Source organism: Pseudomonas sp. BF-R-26 (genome assembly GCF_019947395.1).
In the GTDB taxonomy this organism is placed as follows: domain Bacteria; phylum Pseudomonadota; class Gammaproteobacteria; order Pseudomonadales; family Pseudomonadaceae; genus Aquipseudomonas; species Aquipseudomonas farris.
On sequence record NZ_JAGYGK010000009.1, the window covers coordinates 294,908 to 318,202 of the forward strand.

General features: G+C 58.9%; 23 protein-coding genes and 1 pseudogene. 10 read left to right on the plus strand and 14 right to left on the minus strand.

The features are described 5' to 3' along the window. Positions 1–113 precede the first annotated feature (113 nt). Both KGB18_RS16075 and KGB18_RS16080 read left to right on the plus strand, forming a co-directional pair. A complete protein-coding gene (locus KGB18_RS16075) occupies positions 114–1,154 on the plus strand; it encodes a DMT family transporter (protein WP_317850978.1) in 1,041 nt (346 codons plus the stop codon). A gap of 240 nt (positions 1,155–1,394) precedes the next feature. Beyond that, positions 1,395–1,763, plus strand: a complete 369-nt coding sequence (locus KGB18_RS16080) for a DUF6124 family protein (RefSeq protein ID WP_123721348.1) — start codon at positions 1,395–1,397, stop codon at positions 1,761–1,763. 147 nt (positions 1,764–1,910) lie between these two features. On the opposite strand, the gene KGB18_RS16085 is transcribed toward KGB18_RS16080, so the two are convergent. Continuing rightward, positions 1,911–2,813: a nucleotidyl transferase AbiEii/AbiGii toxin family protein gene (locus tag KGB18_RS16085; protein WP_123721349.1), complete on the minus strand. Its 903-nt coding sequence runs from the start codon at positions 2,811–2,813 to the stop codon at positions 1,911–1,913. Next, on the minus strand, positions 2,800–3,369 hold the full coding sequence (gene abiEi, locus KGB18_RS16090; RefSeq protein WP_123721350.1) for a type IV toxin-antitoxin system AbiEi family antitoxin: 570 nt from the start codon (positions 3,367–3,369) through the stop codon (positions 2,800–2,802). The genes KGB18_RS16085 and abiEi overlap by 14 nt, the downstream gene beginning before the upstream one ends. Before the next feature lie 415 nt (positions 3,370–3,784). Between abiEi and KGB18_RS16095 the strand changes: the two genes are divergently transcribed. Continuing rightward, on the plus strand, positions 3,785–5,224 hold the full coding sequence (locus KGB18_RS16095; RefSeq protein WP_123721362.1) for an ArnT family glycosyltransferase: 1,440 nt from the start codon (positions 3,785–3,787) through the stop codon (positions 5,222–5,224). Here KGB18_RS16095 and KGB18_RS16100 read toward each other — a convergent pair. Then, the gene (locus KGB18_RS16100; protein ID WP_223570215.1) at positions 5,175–6,038 is read right to left on the minus strand and encodes a phosphatase PAP2 family protein; all 864 of its coding nucleotides are present in this window, start codon (positions 6,036–6,038) and stop codon (positions 5,175–5,177) included. The two genes, KGB18_RS16095 and KGB18_RS16100, sit on opposite strands and share 50 nt — an antisense overlap. Positions 6,039–6,072: 34 nt before the next feature. Further along, the gene (locus KGB18_RS16105; RefSeq protein ID WP_123721352.1) at positions 6,073–6,744 is read right to left on the minus strand and encodes a histidine phosphatase family protein; all 672 of its coding nucleotides are present in this window, start codon (positions 6,742–6,744) and stop codon (positions 6,073–6,075) included. Between the two features lie 395 nt (positions 6,745–7,139). On the opposite strand from KGB18_RS16105, the pseudogene KGB18_RS30090 reads away from it, so the two are divergent. Then, positions 7,140–8,021 (plus strand): annotated as a pseudogene (locus KGB18_RS30090) (methyl-accepting chemotaxis protein); the annotation flags it as partial. A gap of 198 nt (positions 8,022–8,219) precedes the next feature. After that, on the plus strand, positions 8,220–8,924 hold the full coding sequence (locus KGB18_RS30095) for a methyl-accepting chemotaxis protein (RefSeq protein WP_411736821.1): 705 nt from the start codon (positions 8,220–8,222) through the stop codon (positions 8,922–8,924). Positions 8,925–9,031: 107 nt separating this feature from the next. On the opposite strand, the gene KGB18_RS16115 is transcribed toward KGB18_RS30095, so the two are convergent. The 7 genes from KGB18_RS16115 to KGB18_RS16145 form a co-directional block, all read right to left on the minus strand. After that, entirely contained in the window at positions 9,032–9,400 is a 369-nt protein-coding gene (locus tag KGB18_RS16115; RefSeq protein WP_223570217.1) for a glyoxalase superfamily protein, read from the minus strand. 161 nt (positions 9,401–9,561) lie between these two features. After that, positions 9,562–11,025, minus strand: coding sequence for a D-aminoacylase (locus KGB18_RS16120; protein ID WP_223570218.1), 1,464 nt, complete (start codon positions 11,023–11,025; stop codon positions 9,562–9,564). Position 11,026: 1 nt separating this feature from the next. Next, positions 11,027–11,887: a MurR/RpiR family transcriptional regulator gene (locus KGB18_RS16125; RefSeq protein ID WP_123721356.1), complete on the minus strand. Its 861-nt coding sequence runs from the start codon at positions 11,885–11,887 to the stop codon at positions 11,027–11,029. 15 nt (positions 11,888–11,902) lie between these two features. Further along, positions 11,903–13,252: a gluconate:H+ symporter gene (locus KGB18_RS16130; RefSeq protein WP_223570219.1), complete on the minus strand. Its 1,350-nt coding sequence runs from the start codon at positions 13,250–13,252 to the stop codon at positions 11,903–11,905. 219 nt (positions 13,253–13,471) lie between these two features. Further along, positions 13,472–14,917, minus strand: coding sequence for a SulP family inorganic anion transporter (locus KGB18_RS16135; RefSeq protein ID WP_223570220.1), 1,446 nt, complete (start codon positions 14,915–14,917; stop codon positions 13,472–13,474). Between the two features lie 205 nt (positions 14,918–15,122). Continuing rightward, positions 15,123–16,034, minus strand: a complete 912-nt coding sequence (locus tag KGB18_RS16140; protein ID WP_048396674.1) for a LysR family transcriptional regulator — start codon at positions 16,032–16,034, stop codon at positions 15,123–15,125. 168 nt (positions 16,035–16,202) lie between these two features. Continuing rightward, a complete protein-coding gene (locus KGB18_RS16145) occupies positions 16,203–16,793 on the minus strand; it encodes an NAD(P)H-dependent oxidoreductase (RefSeq protein ID WP_223570221.1) in 591 nt (196 codons plus the stop codon). A 160-nt stretch (positions 16,794–16,953) separates the two neighbouring features. Between KGB18_RS16145 and KGB18_RS16150 the strand changes: the two genes are divergently transcribed. Continuing rightward, complete coding sequence (locus tag KGB18_RS16150; protein ID WP_123719081.1) at positions 16,954–17,268, plus strand: putative quinol monooxygenase; 315 nt, start codon at positions 16,954–16,956, stop codon at positions 17,266–17,268. Here the strand turns inward: KGB18_RS16150 and KGB18_RS16155 are convergent. After that, the gene (locus tag KGB18_RS16155) at positions 17,258–18,022 is read right to left on the minus strand and encodes a sulfite exporter TauE/SafE family protein (RefSeq protein ID WP_223570222.1); all 765 of its coding nucleotides are present in this window, start codon (positions 18,020–18,022) and stop codon (positions 17,258–17,260) included. The genes KGB18_RS16150 and KGB18_RS16155 overlap by 11 nt on opposite strands. A gap of 233 nt (positions 18,023–18,255) precedes the next feature. Here KGB18_RS16155 and KGB18_RS16160 point away from each other — a divergent pair, with 233 nt between their 5' ends. From KGB18_RS16160 to KGB18_RS16175, 4 genes are all read left to right on the plus strand, one after another. Further along, positions 18,256–19,140: a LysR substrate-binding domain-containing protein gene (locus KGB18_RS16160; protein ID WP_223570223.1), complete on the plus strand. Its 885-nt coding sequence runs from the start codon at positions 18,256–18,258 to the stop codon at positions 19,138–19,140. Positions 19,141–19,185: 45 nt separating this feature from the next. Then, positions 19,186–19,761, plus strand: coding sequence for an NAD(P)H-dependent oxidoreductase (locus tag KGB18_RS16165; protein WP_048396679.1), 576 nt, complete (start codon positions 19,186–19,188; stop codon positions 19,759–19,761). A gap of 48 nt (positions 19,762–19,809) precedes the next feature. After that, positions 19,810–20,181 carry a MerR family transcriptional regulator gene (locus KGB18_RS16170; protein ID WP_223570224.1) on the plus strand — a complete coding sequence of 124 codons (372 nt, stop codon included), beginning with the start codon at positions 19,810–19,812 and terminating at the stop codon, positions 20,179–20,181. A 107-nt stretch (positions 20,182–20,288) separates the two neighbouring features. Continuing rightward, the gene (locus KGB18_RS16175; RefSeq protein WP_024781087.1) at positions 20,289–20,633 is read left to right on the plus strand and encodes a cupin domain-containing protein; all 345 of its coding nucleotides are present in this window, start codon (positions 20,289–20,291) and stop codon (positions 20,631–20,633) included. A 137-nt stretch (positions 20,634–20,770) separates the two neighbouring features. Here the strand turns inward: KGB18_RS16175 and mmsB are convergent, their stop codons facing one another. Both mmsB and KGB18_RS16185 read right to left on the minus strand, forming a co-directional pair. Continuing rightward, positions 20,771–21,658, minus strand: a complete 888-nt coding sequence (gene mmsB / locus KGB18_RS16180) for a 3-hydroxyisobutyrate dehydrogenase (protein WP_030128141.1) — start codon at positions 21,656–21,658, stop codon at positions 20,771–20,773. 10 nt (positions 21,659–21,668) lie between these two features. After that, positions 21,669–23,186, minus strand: a complete 1,518-nt coding sequence (locus tag KGB18_RS16185) for a CoA-acylating methylmalonate-semialdehyde dehydrogenase (RefSeq protein WP_038978846.1) — start codon at positions 23,184–23,186, stop codon at positions 21,669–21,671. Positions 23,187–23,295: the final 109 nt, after the last annotated feature.

Here is a 23,295-nt window from a genome sequence, read left to right on the forward strand (position 1 = left end):
GGTGTTCTTCAGGGGCCCCGCCAGTTTTTCAGCGCACCCGCTGCGATTCAATGCGCTATCCATGCATGACGAGTATCGTGTTTCTCAACCATGCCTTCGCTACGGAACAGATGATGAACAAAAGCGTTTTATACGCCTTGGGTGCTGCAGCCCTCTTTGGTGCCAGCACACCGTTTGCCAAGGTTCTGGGGCTGAACGTCTCTCCCGTCTTGCTCGCCGGTTTGCTTTACCTGGGAAGCGGCTTGGGTCTCACAATCACCAGGCTGATCCGTGATCGTGGCTGGCAGCCTGTCGGTTTAACAATATCCGAATGGCCATGGCTCATTGGCGCTATCGCGTTCGGCGGAGTGCTGGGGCCGGTGTCTTTAATGTTCGGCCTTACCCTCACATCGGGTACCACCGCTTCGCTGTTGCTAAACCTTGAAGCGGTGTTGACCGCCCTGCTTGCCTGGGTGGTTTTCAAAGAGAACGCCGACCGGCGGATCGTCGCTGGAATGATCGCAATAGTGGCGGGCGGCGCGCTCTTGGGCTGGCCTCAAACTTCCGCACAGACCCATGGTTGGGTTGGCCCGGTCGCCGTGGCGATTGCCTGTTTTTGTTGGGCCATCGATAACAACCTTACCCGGAAGGTTTCCGCATCGGACGCATTGTTCATCGCTGGCATCAAAGGATTGGTCGCCGGGGTCGTCAACTGTGTTTTAGGGATTGCTCTTGGAATGCATCTCCCTGAATGGTCTCTGCTAGGGCCAGCGCTACTCGTTGGCTTTTTAGGCTATGGCGTGAGCCTGGTGCTATTCGTTCTGGCTTTACGGGGGCTTGGAACAGCACGCACAGGTGCGTACTTCTCTACTGCACCGTTCTTGGGGGCCGCCATTTCAATCCTGTTGTTAGGCGAAGCAGTGACATGGGTGTTTTGGGTTGCTGCAGGCCTGATGGGGCTTGGCGTCTGGATACACCTTACAGAGAGCCATTCTCACGAACACCAACACGATCCGCAAACACATGACCATCCGCATATTCACGATGAGCACCATCAACATGAACATGCCTTTGAGTGGGACGGTACTCAACCTCATAGCCACTTACACGACCATGCTCCAATCCAGCACAGTCATCCGCATTTTCCCGATATCCATCACAGGCACCAACACTGAGCGACTGGGACGGAGAAGTATCTGGCACGTCGGTTGTTCAGGACGCAAAGTAGTGAACAAGGATTTCTCTGACAGATTGGAGCCACGTCATCCTGGGAAATTTCCCGCAACCCGTAGCGACTTCCATGAACTGGCGGACAAGGTTTCCGGCCGATAGTCTTCACGCTTCGCTACAAACCCTGCGGACGGTTTTGACAAGCCGAAACAGCGTAAGGATCCCTAACCCCATGGAACGCCCTTATGAAAAAAATCACCCTGAAATTAGTTGAAAATCCGGCCACTTCAGAGCCTGAAGCCCTCGAGCCAACCCAACTTCCCCAAGCCACCGAACGCGCCGTCAGCGCCCGCCGACGCAACCTGAACAGGAACATCTTCAGCGTCCGCCCCGACGTTGATACGACCACCCTGCTCGCTCATGCCAGCGAAACCCTGGCGTCCCTCAACGTCATGACTTTGGACTTTGCCAACCAACTCGAAGGCTCGCAGCACAATGTGGCGCTGGCTCTTCATCAGTTGACGGTGTTGACCGAACTTTTGGTTAACCGCGCGCGGGATAATCTCGATCCGAACGGGTCGGTGGCCGTGGGCAAACCTCCCGTCTTTCACTGAGTGATTGCGCTCGTTGATCAAATGAAAATTTTGTCATGGATCGATACATGCGACGGTCACAGACACAGGTTTCGGCGTAGAAAAACAAAATGGGCGACCTCATTGAGGTCGCCCATTTTTGCGACTGCTACCGCGTATCCTTCGGTTTCACATCTTGAAGCCAAAGCTCTGAACACTCTCATGGCCGCTCAGCGCTTTATCTGTAGCCACATACAAATCACGTATATGCCCAACCAAAAACGTCCAGAATGCCGGTTCATTAACGGTTTGATTTACCAACTCCCCCGGCAGGAACCGCCCCATCTCCCTGCGAAATTCGATAGCGACTTTCGGATCGGTGTCGAGCAGCGTTGAACGCTCCTTGAACAGTCTCAAGAACTCGTCCTGCTTGCAGTGATGATCGCCCAGTTTTTTCGTAATCAGATCCAGTTGTGGTGTTACGCCTTGCTGACGCAGCCAAACCATATCCCAGAGATCACGGTTCTTGATTCGGTTAGGGCGCAGAGCAAAAGCTACGATTTTGTCCGCATATATTTCTTCGCGCGTTTCAGCCTGTAAGATCAGACCGCTTGTGCCCATTTCGACACCATAAGGGTTAAGCAACTGCATTGGCTGTGGCTGATAGCTCGGGATGGAGCACACGTCGATGTTAATGCGTTGTGCCGGCAGGTCTTTGCGCCCTGGTCTGGTTTGAACCTTCAGTTTCCAGGTGTCGACATTCCCTTCCTCACGAATAGGCTCACCGACTTCAACTTCAAGGCCATATTTGGCTTTTAGTGTGGTGACCAATACATGGGCAAGCTCGGTCAGACTCTCGCGATTGAAATCTGCACCACCGGTAAAATCCAGGTCCTCACTTAAACGGTTAGAACCGTAGCAAGCACGCAAACAGGTACCACCAATAAAGGTCAGCTTGGCGAGCATGCCAGCAGAACTCAGCGCCAACATGATGTCGTGGTGCAGTAATTCCTTTTCTACCACGACCCGCAATGGCGCCAGATCCTGCTTGTTTTTTAGTGCCTCATCCACCAGTTCATCAAACAAACTCATTGGCAACGCTCCAATCGATCAAGTCCATATTTCGTTTCGCCGCCTTCATGTCTCGTAATGCCTGTTGCGGTGTTGCCCGCCATAGACGGCAACGTGCGTCGTAGTGGAGCTGACCGACCAGGTCCTGAGGTTTCTGGCGGGTGTGCACAAATTCGATAGTGCCCCAACGTCCGCATGAAAGAGTGCTGCTGCGCCCGGAAGACATAAGCGTGATCCAGTTGATGGGAATCTGCGAGATGACGCCACAATCACTCAATGCTGTTTCAAGGCTGATGTAGTTGAACTGCATGGCACGCAGCCTGGCGGCCGCATGAAACAACACCAGTCCACTGGACGGCATGGTCGCTTCAAACAGGTAAAGCCCTCGGCACACTCGCGCCAGATGACCTTCCGAGGCTGCACGACTCAACAAGGTTTTGTACGCGCCTTCGGAAATGTCGGGCACCAATGCCCTAAGATCGTCCGGGGTGAACAGATAGCGCTCGTCACTGGCCAAATGGGTCAGTTTCCGGAGAAGGCGCCCCATTGGCTGGGTGGATTTTGAATGTGCCTGCATAACTATGACTCTACAGAAAGTTTCACTTTGTGTAACTTACTGTTGAGTCACATCGCAAAGCAATGATTTTCTCAGTAACTCTCTGTGGCAGTGGGCAAAACGGAGAAGACTTCCATCAACATGAATTTTTCTTCACCCCACCGCCGCACTCCAACCTGTACATTCCCCTCGCTCATTCAAGAAACTACGGTTTGCCCGCCTCCCGCGGGCTTTTTTTTGTCTGTCGTTTTGTTAGCTGTCATTTCAAGTGACCGACGCACGGGCGCGGGTGCTTCAGCGGTACAAATACGAATCCTGTCCTCCATTCCGCTCCGAGCACCGGCACCAGATAACAAAGCAAGGCCGTTCACCATTCGTTAAGCAATCCCTCCGTATGCTCAAACTTCCCGGTCCCCTGTTCGGTAGCCAGAAGTTCATGTCGCGTCCTGCCTCTTCATTGTTTTTGCTTGCCGCTCTGTTGTTTTTCTTCGCGTTGGGCAATCACCAGTTACAAGGTTCCACGGAGGCTCGGGTTGCCGGGATTGCCATGCAGATGCACCTGGATAACGACTGGGTGACGCCTCGTCTGTTCGGCGAACCGTTTCTTGAAAAGCCGCCCTTGAGTTTGTGGCTCGATACCGGGGCGATTCGCGCATTTGGCGGTACGCCTTGGGCGGTGCGGCTGGCGTCGGCGTTTGCCGGGCTGTTCAGCGTGATGCTGCTGTACGCGATGCTGCGGCGGTTCGGCCGGCCCGAGACAGTTGCGTGGACGGCGGGGATACTGCTGGCGACCATGGCCAGTTACTGGAGCAACGTGCGCGGCGTTGGTGAAGACGCGTTGCTGACCCTTGGTGTGACCATGGCGCTGTTGGCGTTCTTTCAGGGGCAACGGCACTCGACTGTCGGCCACGCGTTGCTGTTTGCTTCAGGGATTAGCATCGCTACGTTGAGCAAGGGTGTACTGGGGCTGGCGATGCCGGGGGTGGTGATCTTCGCGTACCTGTCGGCCGAAACTTTGATGGATAAGCGTCTGAAACTCTCGGACTGGCTGCGCCCCGGCCTGTTGACGCTGCTGGGGCTGGTGCCGTTGATGATCTGGCTCGCGGTGCTGTATCAGCGCGGTGGGGTGCATGCCGTGGGGGAAGTGTTGCTGACCAACAGCGTCGGGCGCTTCAGCGGTTCCTTCGCCGCGGCCGGGCATTATGAACCGTTCTACTACTACCTGGCCAAGCTGCCGGAGGCCTTCCTGCCCTGGAATATTCTGGTGTATCTGGGGCTGTGGCATTTTCGCAAAAGCTTGATGGCCAATCGTTACCTGTTGTTCTTCACGGTGTGGCTGCTGGCGCAGTTCGTCATGCTGACCCTGGCGTCGAGCAAGCGCACGGTGTACTTGATGTCCATGACGCCTGCGGCGGCGGTGATGGCTGCGGAATATGCGAACGTGCTGTTCGAACGACTCAAGACCCATATCGAAGCCCCGACCTGGCTGGGAGTCATTGCCCGGCACCGTCGCGGTGTTGTCATGGGCGTTCTTGCCATGGCGATCGGTGGTTACCTTGCCGCCGCTCAATGGGCGTTGCCTCACGCCGATCGCAAACTGTCCTTTTTGCCGCTGACGGAGCAGATTCAGACGTTGCAGGCCAGCGGGCAACAGGTCGCGTTGTTTCAGGCCAACGAACGGGTGGGCGGCGCCAGCGTGTTCTATACCCAACGCGTGCTTGAGGGCCTGGATACCGAGGCGCAACTGCATGCGTTTCTGAGTGCTTCACCTTCCAACGTGGTGCTCATGGCCGGGGCACATGAACCCGCCGCGCCCTTGAAGGTGCTCAAGACCATGAAGGTGGGACGTCAGGCTTACTACTTTGTAACCCTGTAAACGGCTCAACAACAGGTGACGCAGCCTTCTGCAGCACCGGTAGCTCCAGCCGCGCCCGTCCATAGAACGCCAATGCCGTCAGCAAACATGCCAGCCATACAAAGATTCCGGCCCAGAGGGTGTGGGACATGTAGTGCCAACCCTGTAGAACCCGCGTCGTGCCATAGACGAAACCGAGCAGCAGCGACCCGTGCATCAACGCTTTGGAATACCGCCAGCGATAGCGGCGCGCCACGAAGTACAGCGCGAGCATGGTGAAGCCGCCCGACGCATGCCCACCCGGCCAGCAGCGACCGTCGCCGGCGACTTTCAGCAGATCGAAATTCTGGTACCACTCCTTGTGTTCGATTTTCCCGGCGTACTGAGTCGTTTCGACCGGGCAATACACACTGGTGTGGCCCTTGAGGTAATGGATAACGCCAGTGCTGATGGAAAACGCGAACACCACATAGAGGAAGTCTCGACGGTGTTTACTGGCAAACCGAAGCACCGGCGCGACTTTTATTTTTTCCAGGAACGCGATGATCTTCGAATGCTTTTCAATCTTCAGTCGCGGCCAGAGAAACGACAGCAAAGCGCCGATCATGGCGACCTCACCGGTCCAGTTCGGAATGATCCGTGCCCATTTATGGGTGATTTTCTCGAACAGATGGACATGCTGTAACGGAAACAACCGTGTGGCCGGATCATAGAAAAGATCGCTGAAGGCGATGTCTATCTTGGTCATGTCAAACAACAGGAACACCACGACCGCGCAGGCCAGCGGAATACCGAAGTTCACCCAGTAAAAGCGGTAACGGGAAGCAGTCAGCATCGTACGTCCAGATCCAGAGGGATGATGGTGAGGCTCATTCAGTGGTCACCGAATGCCAGTCGGAGGCTTCGATGAAACCGAGCATGCGCGGCGGCTGAGACTTTTTGGCGGAGATAAACAGAGAAGCGCCATAACCCAAGGTCTCGGTCGATAACTTGAGATCTTTTTCGAGTTGCGCCATACATTCGCTGTGGGTCACCAGAATCAGGTTGCGTCCAGCCACCTTGTGCGCCAAGGCATCGCGCAGCATGTTGCCTCTGCAGTGGACCAACCAGTCTTCGCCGACGCCGACCTTGTTGAACATGTAACCCGCGGTTTGCGCCGTGCGCATCACCGGGCTGTTGTAGATGTCGGCCCGATCCAGCCCCAGATGCTCGAACTGCGCGCCGACACTCACCGCCACGCTGCGGGAGCGATCGGTGATGCCATCGTTGCCGATCAGGCAGGCGGCCGTGGAGTGATCACAACGCTCGACGTGGCGGACCAGCACGATCATGTCGCCCTTGGCCCAACCGGTCGCCAACGCGCGGGCACCCGCCACGTTGCCATGGGCCAGGTCAGGGACGGCGGCGGGTCGCAACAGCCACACGGTCAGCGGAATAACCAACAAGGCAGATGCCAGTACAACCGCGGCGTTTCGATAACGGGCCAAACGGCTCAGATCGATCGAGCGTTTTATCCCGAACAGACTCAGTCTCAATTCCACATCAAGCCGCCTCGCCGGTATGCACCATTGTGATTCGATGTCGCGAGGGTAAAGAGGCGCGCGTCGGCAGCCGGTGAAACCCATGTGAAAAAAAGATTAAAACGCGCCCAAAAATCTTGTTACAGAATCCGTCCAACAAAATCCTTTCAGCTCTCGCGATTGCCGCCGATATAGACCTGCTAACCCTTTGCTGGCTCTTAAAACAACAATCTTCCAGCCAACCGACGATCAAGAAGCACAACGTTCCTGGAGGAATATTGATGAATAGCTGGTTCGGTAATATCAGCGTGAACCTGAAATTGGGCTTGGGATTCGGCCTGGTCCTGGCGCTGACCTGCGTCCTCGCCTTGACCGGCTGGACGAGCCTGGGCGGGTTGATTGACCGCAGCAACTGGATGAGCGACATCACTCAGCTCAACGCCGGCCTGACCAAGCTGCGCGTAGTTCGCCTGCAATACATGCTGACCAACGGCGACGAAACCGCCGCACAGAATGTGCAGACCACCCTCGACGGCTTCGTCGCTCAGCAACAAGCGTTGCTGTCGAGTTTCAAGAGCCCGGAAAACGTCAAGCTGCTCAAAGAGCAGAGCGCGACCATCAGCGCTTACCAGATATCCCTGAACAAAATGCGCAGCGCCTACCGCACCGGTAACAGCGCCCACGACGCCATGGGCGCCAATGCTGAAACTGCCAGTAAGTTGATTGAAGCGATCAGCACCCGCGTGCAGCAAATGCCCCTGAGCGACCAACGTTTCGAACAGTTTCAGGCCATCACCGCAGCCAAGGAAGCATTCATCCTGGCTCGCTACGAAGTGCGTGGCTACACCGCCAACACCAACGCCGAGACCGAGCAAAAAGCCGTCGGCCAACTGGACACGGCCATCGCTAGCCTGAAGCAACTCAACGTGTATTTCGCCGAGACCCAGCAAGATGCTCTGCACCAGCTGGAAACCGCGCTGAGCAACTACCGCAGCGCCTTGCAAGCATATAAAGCCGCCAACTCCGATGCGGTGCAGGCGCGCAAGGAAATGACCGATCAGGGCGCCGCCATCGTGACCCTGAGCGACCACCTGTATCAGATCCAGCTCGACCGCCGCGACGCCGAAAGCGCCCAGGCCCGCACGCTGCAACTGATCAGCACCTTGCTGGCGTTGCTAGTGGGCGTCATTGCCGCCGTAATCATCACCCGTCAGATCACCGGCCCGTTGCGCGATACCCTGGCCGTGGTCGAACGCATCGCCAGCGGCGATCTGTCCCAAGACGTCAAAGTGACCCGTCGCGACGAACTCGGCGTGTTGCAGCAAGGCATCGCACGCATGGGCATGACCCTGCGCGATTTGATCAGCGGTATCCGCGATGGCGTCACCCAGATCGCCAGCGCTGCCGAAGAACTGTCGGCCGTGACCGAGCAAACCAGCGCCGGGGTCAACAGCCAGAAGATCGAGACCGATCAGGTGGCCACCGCCATGCACGAGATGACTGCCACGGTGCAGGAAGTCGCGCGCAACGCTGAAGAAGCGTCCCAAGCCGCAGCCGCCGCTGACGGTGAAGCGCGCGAAGGCGATAAAGTGGTCAACGAAGCCATCGCCCAGATCGAGCGCCTGGCCAGCGAAGTGGCGCGCTCCACCGAAGCCATGAGCGTGCTGCAGCAGGAAAGCGACAAGATCGGCAGCGTCATGGACGTTATCAAAGCCGTGGCCGAACAGACCAACCTGCTGGCCCTCAACGCCGCCATCGAAGCGGCCCGTGCCGGTGAAGCCGGTCGCGGTTTTGCCGTGGTGGCCGACGAAGTTCGCGGCCTGGCCCAGCGCACGCAGAAATCCACCGAGGAAATCGAAGGCCTGGTGGCCGGTCTGCAGAACGGTACCCAACAAGTCTCGGCCGTGATGAACAACAGCCGCGCCCTGACCGACAGCAGTGTGGCGTTGACCCGCAAGGCCGGCGTATCGCTGGAAAACATCACCCGCACCGTGTCGAACATCCAGTCGATGAACCAGCAGATCGCTGCCGCCGCCGAGCAACAAAGCGCCGTGGCCGAAGAGATCAGCCGCAGCATCATCAACGTGCGCGACGTGTCCGAACAGACCGCCGCCGCCAGCGACGAAACCGCTGCGTCCAGTGTTGAATTGGCGCGGTTGGGTAATCAGTTGCAGATGATGGTGAGCCACTTCCGCGTTTGACGTTCAGTCAGCGGTGAATGACAGATCCATTCGCGGGCAAGCCTCGCTCCTACAGGGATTGCACATTACCTGTGGGAGCGGGCTTGCCCGCGAAGGCTGTCTAACGCTTAGACACTAATCGCATTGGTAAACACCAACCGATTCCCGAACGGGTCGGCCACCGTCATGTCCTGACTGCCCCATGGCATCGCCTGAATCTGTGGGCGAGCGAAAGAATATTCCTTGGCCAGCAATTGCTGCTGGAACGACTCTAGCTCATCCGTCTCGATGCGCAGCGCCGAGCCCGGTGTGCTGTCGCCGTGGTGTTCGGACAGGTGTAGCACGCATTCGCCACGCGAGATCTGCAGATACAGCGGGAAGTTTGTTTCGAAGCGATGCTGCCAGTCGATCTTGAACCCCAGGAAGTCGACGTAGAACTCCAATGCCTTGGTCTCATCGAAAATCCGCAGGATCGGGGTGGTTTTGCCGAAGCTCATGGAGTTGCTCCCAGACTGAAAAGGCCCAGAGTGTAGCTGGGCTGGACGTCAGCGCTTCGGCTTGGTTGCGGGATTCTTTAATGTCGCAGTGCCATCGCTAGACGTAAATCAAAAGATCGCAGCCTTCGGCAGTTCCTACAGGGGCCGCGATCTTTTCGGTATCACCGATCACCGAACCCCTCACGCAAATCCCCTTCCCGCGCCAGAAACCGTCCTTCCCTTCTCCCGTTCGCCTGACCTTCGCTGTAACTCAAGACTCCATTTACCCAAACCCCGTCAATCCCTTCCGCCGCCCGTTGCGGATCATTGAAGTCCGCCACATCGCGAATCGTCGCAGGATTGAACAACACCAGATCCGCCCAATACCCTTCGCGAATCTCGCCACGTTCCTTCAAGCCAAACCGCGCTGCCGACAGCCCGGTCATTTTGTGCACGGCGGTGTGCAGCGGAAACAGCCCGACGTCGCGACTGAAATGTCCGAGTACTCGTGGGAACGCGCCCCACAACCGTGGATGAGGAAACGGGTCTTCCGGCAAGCCGTCGGAGCCGACCATCGACAGCGGATGCGCGAGGATTCTTCGTACGTCGGCTTCATCCATGCCGTAATACACCGCCCCGGCCGGTTGCAATCGGCGGGCGGCCTCGAGCAACGGCACGTCCCACTCGGCGGCGATGTCGATCAAATCCCGGCCACTCATTTGCGGCTGCGGCGTGGACCAGGTGATGGTGATGCGATGGGCGTCGGTGACTTGCTTGAGGTCCAGGGTCGAAGAGCTCGCCGCATAGGGATAACAATCGCAGCCCACTGGGTGGGTTTTCGCGGCATGTTCGAGGGACGCCAGCAGTTGCGGGCTACGCCCCCAGTTACCGGCGCCGGCACATTTGAGGTGGGAAATAATCACTGGCGTTTTCGCGTGGCGACCGATCTGGAACGCTTCGTCCATGGCCTCCAGCACCGGTTCGAATTCACTGCGCAAATGGGTGGTGTAGACCGCGCCGAATGCCGTCAGCTCTTCGGTCAGTTGCATCACTTCGTCGGTGGAAGCGCAGAAGGCGTTGGCATACGCCAGGCCTGTGGATAAACCCAAGGCACCGGCCTCAAGGCTTTCGCGCAGTTGCTCGCGCATCGCACTGATTTCATCGGCGGTGGCAGTGCGAAACAGGTCGTCCAGGTGATTGCTGCGCAATGCGGTGTGGCCCACCAATGCGGCTACGTTCAGCGTGGTATTTGCCGCCTCCACAGCCGCGCGATAGTCGCTGAAGCGCGGATAAACGAACGCCGCCACCGTGCCGAGCAGGTTCATCGGGTCTGGCGGCTCGCCACGTAAACTCACCGGCGATGCGCTGATCCCGCAGTTGCCGACGATCACCGTGGTCACGCCTTGGCTGAGTTTGGGCAGCATCTGCGGCTGACGGATCACCACCGTGTCATCGTGGGTGTGCACGTCGATGAAACCTGGGGCCAACACCCTCCCGGCCGCGTCGATTTCTTCGGTGGCGCGAGCGTCGTGCAAGTCGCCGATACGCTCGATGCGACCGTTCAGAATCGCCACATCAGCGGGGTAACCGGGGGCGTTGCTGCCATCGATAATCAGCGCGTTGCGGATCAGCGTGTCGTACGTCATGTCAATCTCCCAGCGGCAAGTGATCGTCGCCGCCGCGGTAGTCGTCCAGGGCCAGTTTGATCCGTCGCAGACGTTCTTGATTGTCTTCAGGACTGGCCAGCGCCAGCTCGGTAGCGAGCACATCGATGGCCAGCAGCATGCCGTAGCGCGCCGCCGTGGGTTTGTAGATGAAGGATGTCTCGGCGCTTTGCAGCGGCAACAGCACATCTGCCAGTTGCGCCAGCGGCGAGTCAGCCCGGGTGATCGCGAGGATTCGGGCGCCGTAGCTGCGAGCCAGGTACACCGCTTCGAGCAGCTCGGGGGTGATGCCGGTCAGCGAGCAAGCGATGACGGCGTGTTCGGCACCGAGGCTGGCGGCGGTAATGCGCATCATCACCGGGTCGTGGCACACCGCAATCGGGTAGCCGAGGCGCACCAGGCGCACTTGCAGTTCATCACTGCACAGGGTCGAGCAGCCGCCCATACCGAAGGCGTGAATCATCCGCACCTTGCCCAGCAGTTTCACCGCATCGGCGAAGCGCGATTCATCGAACGCAGATAAGTGCTGACGCAAGGTCGACTCGATATCACCGACGATCTGCCCGTAGAACGCCGACTGTTCAGGCGTGCCCGCCGGGTCGAGAAAGCGACTGCCGACGCCGCTGGCCTGGGCCAGTTGCAGGCGCAAATCCCGCAGGTCGCGGCAGCCGACGGTACGGGCAAAACGCGACAAGGTGGCGGTGCTGACTTCCGCCCGCTGCGCCAGTTCGTCGAGGCTGGCGGAGGCGGCAAATCCTACGTCGTCGAGCATCAGCCGGGCGATGCGTCCTTCGCCGGCGCTGAAGGAATCCTGACGGGCGCGGATCTGATAGAGGATGTCCATGGCGGATGGCTCCGACTAAAGCAGGTAAGAAAGACCTACGGTCAAACCGAAGGCGACCACCGAGATGATGGTCTCTAGCACCGTCCAGGTCTGGAAGGTCTGGGTAACGGTCATGTTGAAGTATTCCTTGATCAACCAGAAGCCGCCGTCATTGACGTGGGAAAAGATAACCGACCCCGCCCCCGTCGCCAGCACCAACAACTCCGGGTGGGGATAACCCAGTCCCACGGCCACCGGCGCGACAATCCCTGAAGCAGTGGTCATCGCCACTGTGGCGGAACCGGTGGCGATGCGCATCAAAGCAGCGAACAGCCAGCCCATCAACAGCGGCGACAGCTGGAATTCATCGGCCAGACTGACGATCTGATTGGTCACACCAGCGTCCACCAGAATCCGGTTCAAGCCACCGCCGGCGCCTACCAGCAAGGTGATGCTGGCGGTCGGCGCCAGGCATTCATTGGTGAACTTGAGGATCGATTCGCGATTGAAGCCTTGGGCCAGGCCGAGAGTCCAGAAACTCAGCAACGTCGCCAACAGCAAGGCGATCACCGAGTTGCCGATGAACAATAAAAACTGGTTGAAGCCGCTGCCCGGGGTGGAAATCAGATTGGCCCAGCCGCCGATCAACATCAGCACCACCGGCAATAGAATGGTCGCCATGGTGAGGCCGAAACCCGGCAGGCTATCGCGCGGTTCACGCTCCAGGAACTGGCGCTCCAAAGGGTTATCCGCTGGCAGTTGAATGCGCGGCACGATGAATTTGGCATAGAGCGGACCGGCGATGATCGCGGTCGGAATGCCGATCAGAATCGCATAAAGCAACGTCTGCCCCACCGACGCCTGATAGACCTGCACCGCCAGCATCGCTGCCGGGTGCGGCGGTACCAGCGCATGGACCACCGAGAGCCCCGCGACCATCGGCAAACCGACCATCAGAATCGACACGCCCACCCGCCGCGCCACGGTGAACGCGATGGGCACCAGCAAGACAAAACCGACCTCGAAGAACAGCGGCAGCCCTACAAGAAAGGCGATACAGACCATCGCCCAATGCGCGTTTTTCTCACCGAAACGGTCGATCAAAGTGCGTGCCACCTGCTCGGCGCCGCCAGACTCGGCCATCATCTTGCCGAGCATCGTGCCCAGCGCCACCACCAGCGCGATGTGCCCCAGCGTCTTGCCAACCCCGGCCTCATACGCCCCCACCACACCCGATGGCGGCATCCCGGCCAGCAGTGCCAAACCGATGGATACCAGCGTGATGACGATGAAGGGATTAAGCCGGTAGCGGGCGATCAGAACGATCAGCGCAATAATGGCGATGGCGGCGTAGACCAGCAGCCAATAGCCGAAGGAAAGCGTCATGCGGTACTCCTCGAAAGGGTCACGTCGAATGGGTTGTGAAACTCATAAATCATTTCGACGAGCTACTTTCAAACGAAGTGAAAGTAATTTTCGTGGAGGGATAAGGGATGTCGTGCAGAGGTATGGAAGGTCGTGAGTTATGAAAATTCGATAGTGGAACTTTCATCCTCCCGACGCTGATCGTTCCCACGCGAGTGTGGGAACGATCACTCATCGATTTCAGTCGTGATGCTCGCTGGCGCGTTTGAGCAGTTTCTTGCAACGTTCGGACAAATGCAGCACGCGTAGCTGCTTGCCAGCCTTGGCGTAGCGCTCGCGCAATGTCCTCAGCGCAGCGATGGCCGAGTAGTCGACGAAGCTCAGGTGGCGACAATCAAGGGTCACTTGGGCCGGGTCATTGGCGGGGTCGAACTGATTGAGGAATGGCGTGGTAGAGGCGAAAAACAGCGTGCCGTGCAGGCGATAGAGTTTGCTGCCGTCGCTTTCCTGATGAATGTCGGCATACAGCTCGCGGGCCTGTTGCCAGGCGAAGTTGAGCGCCGCAATGATGATTCCGCACAACACGGCGATGGCCAGATCGGTGAACACCGTAATCACCGTCACCGCGATGATCACCAGGACATCGTTCAGCGGCACCTTGTTCAGCACCCGCAACGAGGCCCAGGCGAAGGTCTGCTGCGACACCACGAACATCACCCCGACCAGTGCGGCCAGCGGGATACGCTCGATCAGCGGCGAAAGGAACAGCACGAACAGCAGAATCATTATCCCGGCCACTGCACCGGACAGCCGACCGCGACCGCCAGAGCTGAGGTTGATCATGGTTTGCCCGATCATGGCGCAGCCCCCCATGCCACCGAACACGCCAGAAACTATGTTGGCGGCTCCGAGCGCCACGCACTCGCGATCCGGGTAGCCGCGGCTCTCGGTAATCTCGTCGGTGAGGTTCAGGGTCAACAGGGTTTCCAGCAGGCCGACCAACGCCATCAATATCGCGTAAGGCACGATGATGTGCAGGGTTTCCAGGCTCCAGGGGATATCTGGCAGCGCGAAGCTCGGCAAACCGCCGGCAATGTTCGCCATGTCGCCCAGGGTGCGGGTCGGCAGGCCGAGCAGGTAAACCGCCAACCCAACGCCCAGAATCGCCACCAGTGCTGGCGGCACGGCACGTGTCAGGCGCGGCATCAGGTAGACGATGACCATCGTCAGCGCCACCAGCCCGATCATCATGTACAGCGGCGAGCCACTCAACCAGGCCTCACCGCTCTTGAAGTGCTCCAATTGGGCCAGGGCAATGATGATCGCCAAGCCGTTGACGAAGCCGAGCATCACCGGATACGGCACCATGCGCACCAGTTTGCCCAGCCTCAACAGACCGAACGCCAGCATGATCAATCCGCCCAGCAGCACAGTCGCCAGTAAGTACTGCACGCCGTGCTGCACCACCAGCGCGACAATCACCACGGCCATCGATCCGGCGGCGCCAGACACCATCCCCGGCCGCCCACCAAAAAGCGCAGTCAGGGTGCAGATGATGAAAGCGCCGTAAAGCCCCATCAACGGATTGAGGTGGGCCACCAGCGCGAAGGCGATGCATTCGGGCAGCAGGGCGAAAGAGGTCGTGAGTCCGGCCAGGACATCGGCGCGCAGACGTTTGGGTTTCATGGCTTACCTAAAAATACAGGCGGGAGAAGAGAGGGCGGATGTTACGGAATTGAGGGCGAGCCGGCCAGTGAATGGGCCGGCAGAAACGCAATCGCGAGCAAGCCCGCTCCCACATTGGTCCTGTGTCGTTCCCATCATCGTGAATCGACGCAAGTCCACTGTGGGAGCGGGCTTGCTCGCGAAGAACGATGATGCTGTCTACGAATCAGCCCTTGAAATCCGCAATCGCATAAGCCGCCAATTTGCCCTGGATGAAGTCCAGGAAGCACTGAATCCGTAGGGCAAGTTGCGAGTTGCGGTAGTACACCGCGTTGATCGGTTGGCGATATCCGCTGTTGAACTCCGCCAGCAGCACCTGCAAGCGACCGGCGCGGATGTCGTCGATGGTCATGAAGTGCGACAGGCAGGCGATGCCCTGCCCTGCCAGCGCCAGGTGCCTGATTGTCTCGCCGCTGGACGCACTGATCGACGCCTGGATCGGCCAGCGATCACCGTGGACATAGCGCAATGGCCATTGGTTGAGGCCTTCGTTCTGGGTGAAACCCAGCAGCGTATGTTCGGCCAGATCGGCAACCGCGGCCGGTACGCCGTGTTGCTCCAGATACGCCGGGCTGGCGACGATGTGCAGCGGGCTGCAACCCAGTGAGCGGGCGTGCAGGGTCGAGTCGGCCAGCGTGCCGATGCGGATGGCGATGTCGGTACTTTGTTCGAGCAGGTCGATGATCAGGTCGTTGCTGTTGAGTTCGAGCTGGATGTCCGGGTAGAGACGGCGGAACTCATCGATGTACGGCACGATGGCGTGCAGCATGAACGGCGACGCGGCATTGATTCGCAGACGCCCGGAAGGGGTTTGCTGACGTGAGGACAGGCGCTCTTCGAGTTCGTCCATTTGATCGAGAATCAGCTTGGCGTGCTCGAAGAAGTACTTGCCCTCCTCGGTCAGGTCCATGCGCCGCGTGGTGCGGTTGATCAGCGTGGTGTCGAGCTTGGCCTCCAGTCGCGACAGCGTGCGGCTGACCGCTGACGGCGTTTGCCCGACTTGTTCGGCCGCAGCTGAAATTGACCCGCATTCAATCACGCAGACGAAAATCTGCAACTCATCGGATCTGGCTTTCACGTGTGTCCCCGTTCGCTAATCAGCGTGGCATGAATCGCCAGGATCGCAGCCTGCGGCAGCTCCTACAAGGATTGCGCGCCACCCCGAACCTTCGGGTGTGCGCCATCTGTAGGAGCTACCGCAGGCTGCGATCTTTCCCGCCGTTGCGACGGATACTAGCCGGAAAATTCAGGCCGGTAAGCCAAACACCTCGCTCAAGTGCTGCTCATAACGCGCCACATCGGCTTCAACGTTCGGGCGTTTCATCACATCCACGCACAAGAAGGTCGGCAAACCGGTCATGCCAAGGAAGGTGTTGGCCTTGTGGAACGGGAAGTACACCGCGTCCACGCCTTTGGCTTCGAAGAAGTCGGTCGGGTCGTCGAAGGCTTGCTGCGGCGCGTTCCAAGTCAGCGACAGCATGTATTTTTTACCGTGCAGCAAACCGCCGCTGCCGTACTTCTGCGACGCGTCGGAACGCGTGCGACCATCGCTGGCGTAGAGGCTGCCGTGGCCTTCGGTGAAGACTTCATCGACGTACTTCTTGACGGTCCAGGGTGCGCCCATCCACCAGCCGGGCATCTGATAAATGATCACATCAGCCCAGAGGAATTTGGCGACTTCCTCCGCGACGTCGTACCCCTCGTCGATGAACGTGGCTTTCACATCCACACCGCCGCGATCCAACACGCTCAGCGCCGCTTCGTGCAGCGTCGTGTTGTAGCGACCATCGGAGTGGGCAAATTTTTTGCCGCCATTGAGCAATAGGACTTTTTTCATGAGAAGTCTCGCAAGGTAGAAATTCGATGGCGGCAGAGTAGCGAGTCGACTCGCGCGGAATAAGCGCTCAATCAGCAAAATTCATTTGACCAATACGCACGAATCGATGAGCGATTGTTGCCGTAACCTTGCGCCGATTCTGACTTTTAAGGAGAACCTGATGAGCGAACTGCAAGGCTTCATCCTGCACGCCAAGACCCGCCCGGAAAAAGCCGCGGCCTTCGAAGCGTTCTTCCGTGCCTATGTCGAACCGAGTCGCGCCGAACCCGGCTGCATCGAGTACCACATGCTGCGAGACAAACAGGACCCGACGCTGTTTATCTTCTACGAGATCTGGCAATCCCAGGCGCATCTGGACGTGCACTCGAACCTGCCGCACATGAAGCAGTTCCTCGACATGCGCATGGAGTATCTGGAGCGGGATTTCGATATCCGCCCAATCGAAATGCTCAGCACTTCGTCCGCTATCCGCTGATCAGCAAGTGGCCGCCGAGCACGCCGAGGCCGATGAAGAACACGCGCTTGAACAACACGGCGCTGATCCGCTGGCGCAGCCATTGCCCCAGCAGCATGCCGAGCACCGCCGGAATCAGCGCCAGCAGCGACGCGCTCAACTCGCCACCGCCGAGGGCGCCGCGCCATAACAGACCGGCGGCCAATGCGAGGGTCGAGATGGTGAACGACAGGCCCAGCGCCTGCACCAGTTCATCCTTGCTCAAGCCCAGCGCTTGCAGATAAGGCACCGCCGGAATCACGAAGACGCCGGTGGCCGAGGTAATGATGCCCGTCAGCACACCGCACAGCGGACCGAACCAACGCTCGGTACGACTGCCGATGTGCAAGGTCGGCAAGAACAACCCGCTCAAGGCGTAAATCAACAACGCCGCTCCCAGCCCTCGCACGACCCAATGCCCACCGGCCATGCCGATCCACAAAGTACCGGCACCCGTGCCGATGAAAATCGCCAGCAGCATCGGCCACAACCGGTTCAGTAGCCTGCGCAAATGTCCGCCGAATGCCAGTTGCCAGACGTTGGTCAGCGTCGCGGGAATGATCAGCAACGCCGCTGCCTGCGACGGGGCCATAGCCAGACCGAGCAAGCCCATGGCAATGGTTGGCAGTCCGAGACCGATCACGCCTTTGATCGTCCCGGCCAGCAGGAAGGTGGCGATGACCAATAAGGAAAGGGTCAAACCCAAATTTTGGTAGAACGCGGCGAGTGTATTCATGGGGCTATGGTGAGCGCTGATGGTTGCCTTGAAAATCTGGCATATATTGAGGCTGCCTCTTGATTGTGTAGAGGCTGAAATTTTCGTTGTGGCTGCTGACGCCTTCGCGGGCAAGCCCGCTCCCACAGTTGAAATGTATCGAACACAAATTTGTGTGTCCGCCAAAGATCCCTGTGGGAGCGGGCTTGCCCGCGAAGGGGCCCGTCCAGACAACAAACATCCAGAGGTTGCCGATGCACTTCGACCTGACCGACCTGCGCCTCTACCTGAACATCCTCGATACCGGCAACATCACCGCCGGCGCCGCCCGCAGTCATCTGTCCCTGGCAGCGGCGAGCGCACGAATCCGCGCGATGGAATCTTCACTCGGCACTGATTTTCTGGAGCGCGGCCGTCGCGGCATAACACCGACGCCCGCCGGCAAAGCTCTGGCGCAGCACGCCCGCGTTCTTTTGCAACAGGCCGAGCGTATGCAGCAGGACCTGGCCGAATACGCCAAAGGGGTCAAAGGCCAGGTGCGGTTGTTGTGCAACACCACAGCGATCACCGAATACCTACCGGAGTTGCTGGCAGACTTTCTGCGCGACCATCCGAACCTCGACATCGACCTGCAAGAGCTGCCCAGCGCGCGCATCACCCATGCCTTGCGCCAAGGTGCAGCGGACCTGGGCATCGTGTCTGACGCCGTGGATACCGACGGCCTTCAGACCCGTTATTTCCGTGACGACCCACTGGTACTGATCCTTCCGCGCGATCACCCCTTGGCCGACACCGGACCGTTAAATTTCAGCGCCACCTTGTACCACGATTACGTCGGCCTGAACGCCAACAGCGCCTTGGCCGTGTATCTGGAAGAACAAGCCCTGCACAGCGGCTTACGGATGCAGATCCGCATCCGTGCCGATGGCTTCGATGGCGTGATGCGCATGGTCGCCCGAGGTGCCGGGCTGGCGATCGTGCCCTTGGCGGCGGTCGAACGCTGGCCAGCTGAAACACCGTTCAAAAGCATCGCACTGAAAGAGCCGTGGGCCCGACGCAAACTGTTGCTTTGCGCCCGGGACTTCGCCGTGCTGCCCGGTTATGCCCAGGCTTTGCTGAACGCCTTGACTCTCCCCTGAGGGGCAGACTTTACCCTTGAGGTTTCATCTTCAGGGACCGTTACGATGAGCAAACGAATACTGGTGATTCTCGGTCATCCTTCGAGCAACAGTTTCTGCGGCGCACTTGCCGAACGCTACGCACAATCGGCGTTGCGGGCCGGGCATGAGGTGCGCCAGTTGTTTCTAGGCAAAATGGACTTCGACCCGGTGCTGCGCGAAGGCTATCAACAGGTGCAACCGCTAGAAGCCGACTTGCGCCGTGCTCAGGCCGACATTCTGTGGGCCGAACACCTGACCCTGGTCTACCCGATCTGGTGGGGCGGCGTACCGGCCTTGCTCAAGGGTTTTCTTGATCGGGTGTTGCTTCCGGGCTTCGCCTTCAAGTATCGCGAAGGCAAAGCCTTTCCCGACAAATTGCTGCATGGCCGCAGCGCGCATCTGCTCGTGACCATGGACACGCCACCCTGGTACTACCGCTGGATCTACCGCATGCCCGGCCTGCATCAAATGCGCAAAACTACCTTGGCGTTTTGCGGCATCCAACCTCAGCGCACGCTCACCTTCGGGCCGGTCCTGGGGTCCAGCGCCGGTCAGCGCGAAACCTGGCTGCTGCAAGCCCAGGCTATCGCCAGCCGATGAGTCTGCCGATAATGGGGCTGGCTTACCCTCGGCAAAAAAGGACTTTTCATGTACATCGGCCAAGCCGCGCATCGCTCGGGCACGACGATCAAGAGTATTCGCCATTACGAGTCGATCGGCTTGCTGCCTGCCGCTCGGCGGCAAGGGAAATACCGTGTCTATGACCAGCAAAGCGTCGACCTGCTGATCTTCATCAAGTGCGCCCAGCAACTGGGTTTCAAGCTCAAGGAATTGCAGGCGATCTTTACCGGGCATCAAGGCCTGGCGATGCCCTGGTCATTGGCGCAGCAAGCCATCGATGCCAAGAAGTGCGAAATCAGCGACAGGATTACCGCACTCAGGCATCAATACGAGCAATTGATCGAGTTTGAAGCCAGCCTCACACAGGCCAGAGCCGATTGCCCGCTGGAAAGTCTTTGAGAGTCTGCGCGTTTCTGGACAGCTCAATGTCGAATACAGACAACTGAACGGTGTATGGGCGCTATAGGGTGCGACTTCAGTTCTTGAACCCACTGCCCGGAGTCATCATGACCGCACCGATTACCGTCCTTCGCGATACCCATCCGCTGCCAGTACTCGACGCCTGCAAATGGGAAAAACTCGAAGGCGACCCGCACACCGTCAACCTCAACGCGTACACCAGCGAAGATGGCAGCAAGATCATGGGCACCTGGATCTGCACGCCGGGCAAGTGGTACGTGGAATACGTGAAGTGGGAATACTGCCATTTCCAGGAAGGCTACTGCATCATCACCCCGGAAGGCATGGAGCCGATCCACCTGCGCGCCGGTGACATTTTCGTCATCGAGCCAGGCATGAAAGGCACGTGGGAAGTGGTTGAGACCGTGCGTAAGTATTTCGTGTTTGCCTGATGCAGCAAAAGATCGCAGCCTTCGGCAGCTCCTACAGGGTGTACACATTCCCATGTAGGAGTTGCCGAAGGCTGCGATCTTTTTTCAGCCAATAAAAAACCGGGGATCTGCCCGACGCAGCCCCCCGGAAAAACCTCTTACTGTGGTTTGCGATAGCTGTTGATAATCGCCGAGAAGTCCTTACCCCCTTCCCCACGCTGACTCATCGCCTGATACAACTGTTGCGCCACCGCGCCGAGCACCACCGGTTGGTGCGCCTGACGTGCCGCCTCAGTGGCCAGCCCCAGATCCTTGAGCATCAGTTCGGCACCGAAACCACCGGTATACCCGCGCGAGGCCGGCGCCGTTTCGACGATGCCCGGCCACGGGTTGTACATCTCCGAACTCCAGCAACGCCCGGTGGAACTGTTGATGATCCCCGCCAGCACCGTCGTGTCGATCCCCAGCGCATCGCCCAAGGCCATGGCTTCGCTGACGCCGACCATGGAAATTGCCAGCAGCAGGTTATTGCAGATTTTGGCGATTTGCCCGGTGCCGACTTCGCCGCAATGGACAATATTGCGGCCCATTTGCGCCAGTACCGGTTGCAGGGTGGCGAACAATTCAGGGGTGGCGCCGACCATAAAAGTCAGCGTCCCGGCCGCAGCACCGCCGGTACCGCCGGAGACCGGGGCATCAGCCATCGCCACGCCTTGTTTGGCAGCCGCTGCGGCAACGTCACGCGCCGTCTGCGGATCGATGGTGCTGCAATCCACTGCGGGCACGCCCTTGGCGATCCCCGCCAGCACGCCATCTTCGCCCAGCCAGACGCTGCGCACATGCACAGCGGCTGGCAGCATGGTGATCACCAGCTCTGCATCTTGAGCCGCTTCACGCGCCGAAGCGCTGATGCTGCCGCCCAGTTGCTCGAGCTCTGCCAGCACAGCTTTGTTCAGGTCGACCAGCCGCAGTGAATGGCCGGCCTTGATCAGGTTGCGCGCCATCGGCGCGCCCATGTTGCCGAGACCGATAAAAGCGATTTTCATGTCCGGCTCCTTAACGCAAGTGGATGGTGGTATTCACACCGTCGTTGACGCTGTCGTCGTCGAACCAGCGCGCGGTGACGGTCTTGGTTTGAGTGTAGAACTGCACCACTTGCTTGCCATACGGACCGAGGTCGCCGAGCTTCGAACCACGGGAACCGGTGAAGCTGAAGAACGGCACCGGCACCGGAATCGGGATGTTGATGCCGACCTGACCGACGTCGATTTCCGTCTGGAATTTACGCGCCGCCGCACCGCTCTGGGTGAACAAACCCGTGCCGTTGCCGAATGGGTTGGCGTTGACCAGTGCGATGGCTTCATCGAGGGTATCGACTTCCAGCACCACCAGCACTGGACCGAAGATTTCCTGGGTGTAGATCTGCATATCGGGTTTCACACCGGAGAACAGGGTCGGGCCGACAAAGTTGCCTTTTTCGAAGCCTGGAACGGTAACGTCGCGACCATCCAGCTCAAGCTTGGCGCCTTCCTTGATGCCGCTTTCGATCAGATCGAGAATCCGTGCCTTGGCACGCTTGGAAATCACCGGACCAACATCAGTGCCCGGCTCGCTGCCGGCATTCACTTTAAGTTTCTGTGCCAGTGCTTTCAGGTCTGGCAGCCATTGCTTGGCCGCGCCCACCAGCACCACCACGGACGTGGCCATGCAGCGTTGCCCGGCGGCACCGAAACCAGCCCCCACCAGCGCATTGAGCGCTTGTACGCGATTGGCATCCGGCAGCACCACGGCGTGGTTCTTGGCGCCCATCATCGATTGCACACGCTTACCGTGCTTGCCGGCCAGGTCGTAGACGTGAGTACCGACCGCGGTCGAACCGACGAACGAAACAGCCTTGATGTCCTTGTGGGTGCAAAGCGCATCCACCACATCCTTGCCACCATGAACGACGTTGAGCACACCTGGCGGAATGCCGGCCTCGATGGCCAGTTCCACCAACAGCATGGTCGACATCGGATCCTGCTCGGATGGCTTGAGCACGAAGGTGTTGCCGCAGGCGATGGCCATCGGGAACATCCACAGCGGAATCATCGCCGGGAAGTTGAACGGGGTAATGCCGGCACAGACGCCGATCGGCTGACGCAGGGTGTAGGTGTCGACACCGCCAGCGACGTTCTCGGCGAACTCGCCCATCTGCAGGCTGCCAATGGAGCAGGCGTGCTCGACCACTTCCAGGCCACGGAAGATATCGCCTTCAGCGTCGGCGATGGTTTTGCCCTGCTCGTTGCTGAGTACTACGGCAATGCGTTTGGAGTGCTCGCGAATCAACGCCTGAAGCTTGAGCATGATGCGCATCCGCGCACCGATCGGCGTCAGCTTCCAGGTCTGGAAGGCGCGATGGGCGGCGCTAATGGCGGCATCCACTTCGGCGGCGGTCGCGAATGGGACTTTGGCCAACACCTGCTGGGTCGCCGGGTTGACGATGTCGTGCCATTCGGTGGTCTGGGATTCGACCCACTCGCCATCGATCAACAATTTCACCTTTTGCACGGTGGTTTCTAGCGATGCGTTCATGTTGGTCTCCGGGACGTTGTTCTTATAAAGAGAGCGATCTTTGGAGCCAAGGCGAGAAAGTCGCCTTGAGATGAGGCGTGTGTCGCGAATTGGTTGTCGGACTGTTTTT

Coding starts and splice junctions, on each gene's coding strand:
- KGB18_RS16075 (WP_317850978.1), top strand. CDS start 114: ATGAACAAAAGCGTTTTATACGCCTTGGGTGCTGCAGCCCTCTTTGGT.
- KGB18_RS16080 (WP_123721348.1), top strand. CDS start 1,395: ATGAAAAAAATCACCCTGAAATTAGTTGAAAATCCGGCCACTTCAGAG.
- KGB18_RS16085 (WP_123721349.1), bottom strand. CDS start 2,813: ATGAGTTTGTTTGATGAACTGGTGGATGAGGCACTAAAAAACAAGCAG.
- abiEi (WP_123721350.1), bottom strand. CDS start 3,369: ATGCAGGCACATTCAAAATCCACCCAGCCAATGGGGCGCCTTCTCCGG.
- KGB18_RS16095 (WP_123721362.1), top strand. CDS start 3,785: ATGTCGCGTCCTGCCTCTTCATTGTTTTTGCTTGCCGCTCTGTTGTTT.
- KGB18_RS16100 (WP_223570215.1), bottom strand. CDS start 6,038: ATGCTGACTGCTTCCCGTTACCGCTTTTACTGGGTGAACTTCGGTATT.
- KGB18_RS30095 (WP_411736821.1), top strand. CDS start 8,220: ATGACTGCCACGGTGCAGGAAGTCGCGCGCAACGCTGAAGAAGCGTCC.
- KGB18_RS16115 (WP_223570217.1), bottom strand. CDS start 9,400: ATGAGCTTCGGCAAAACCACCCCGATCCTGCGGATTTTCGATGAGACC.
- KGB18_RS16120 (WP_223570218.1), bottom strand. CDS start 11,025: ATGACGTACGACACGCTGATCCGCAACGCGCTGATTATCGATGGCAGC.
- KGB18_RS16125 (WP_123721356.1), bottom strand. CDS start 11,887: ATGGACATCCTCTATCAGATCCGCGCCCGTCAGGATTCCTTCAGCGCC.
- KGB18_RS16130 (WP_223570219.1), bottom strand. CDS start 13,252: ATGACGCTTTCCTTCGGCTATTGGCTGCTGGTCTACGCCGCCATCGCC.
- KGB18_RS16135 (WP_223570220.1), bottom strand. CDS start 14,917: ATGAAACCCAAACGTCTGCGCGCCGATGTCCTGGCCGGACTCACGACC.
- KGB18_RS16145 (WP_223570221.1), bottom strand. CDS start 16,793: ATGAAAAAAGTCCTATTGCTCAATGGCGGCAAAAAATTTGCCCACTCC.
- KGB18_RS16150 (WP_123719081.1), top strand. CDS start 16,954: ATGAGCGAACTGCAAGGCTTCATCCTGCACGCCAAGACCCGCCCGGAA.
- KGB18_RS16155 (WP_223570222.1), bottom strand. CDS start 18,022: ATGAATACACTCGCCGCGTTCTACCAAAATTTGGGTTTGACCCTTTCC.
- KGB18_RS16160 (WP_223570223.1), top strand. CDS start 18,256: ATGCACTTCGACCTGACCGACCTGCGCCTCTACCTGAACATCCTCGAT.
- KGB18_RS16165 (WP_048396679.1), top strand. CDS start 19,186: ATGAGCAAACGAATACTGGTGATTCTCGGTCATCCTTCGAGCAACAGT.
- KGB18_RS16170 (WP_223570224.1), top strand. CDS start 19,810: ATGTACATCGGCCAAGCCGCGCATCGCTCGGGCACGACGATCAAGAGT.
- KGB18_RS16175 (WP_024781087.1), top strand. CDS start 20,289: ATGACCGCACCGATTACCGTCCTTCGCGATACCCATCCGCTGCCAGTA.
- mmsB (WP_030128141.1), bottom strand. CDS start 21,658: ATGAAAATCGCTTTTATCGGTCTCGGCAACATGGGCGCGCCGATGGCG.
- KGB18_RS16185 (WP_038978846.1), bottom strand. CDS start 23,186: ATGAACGCATCGCTAGAAACCACCGTGCAAAAGGTGAAATTGTTGATC.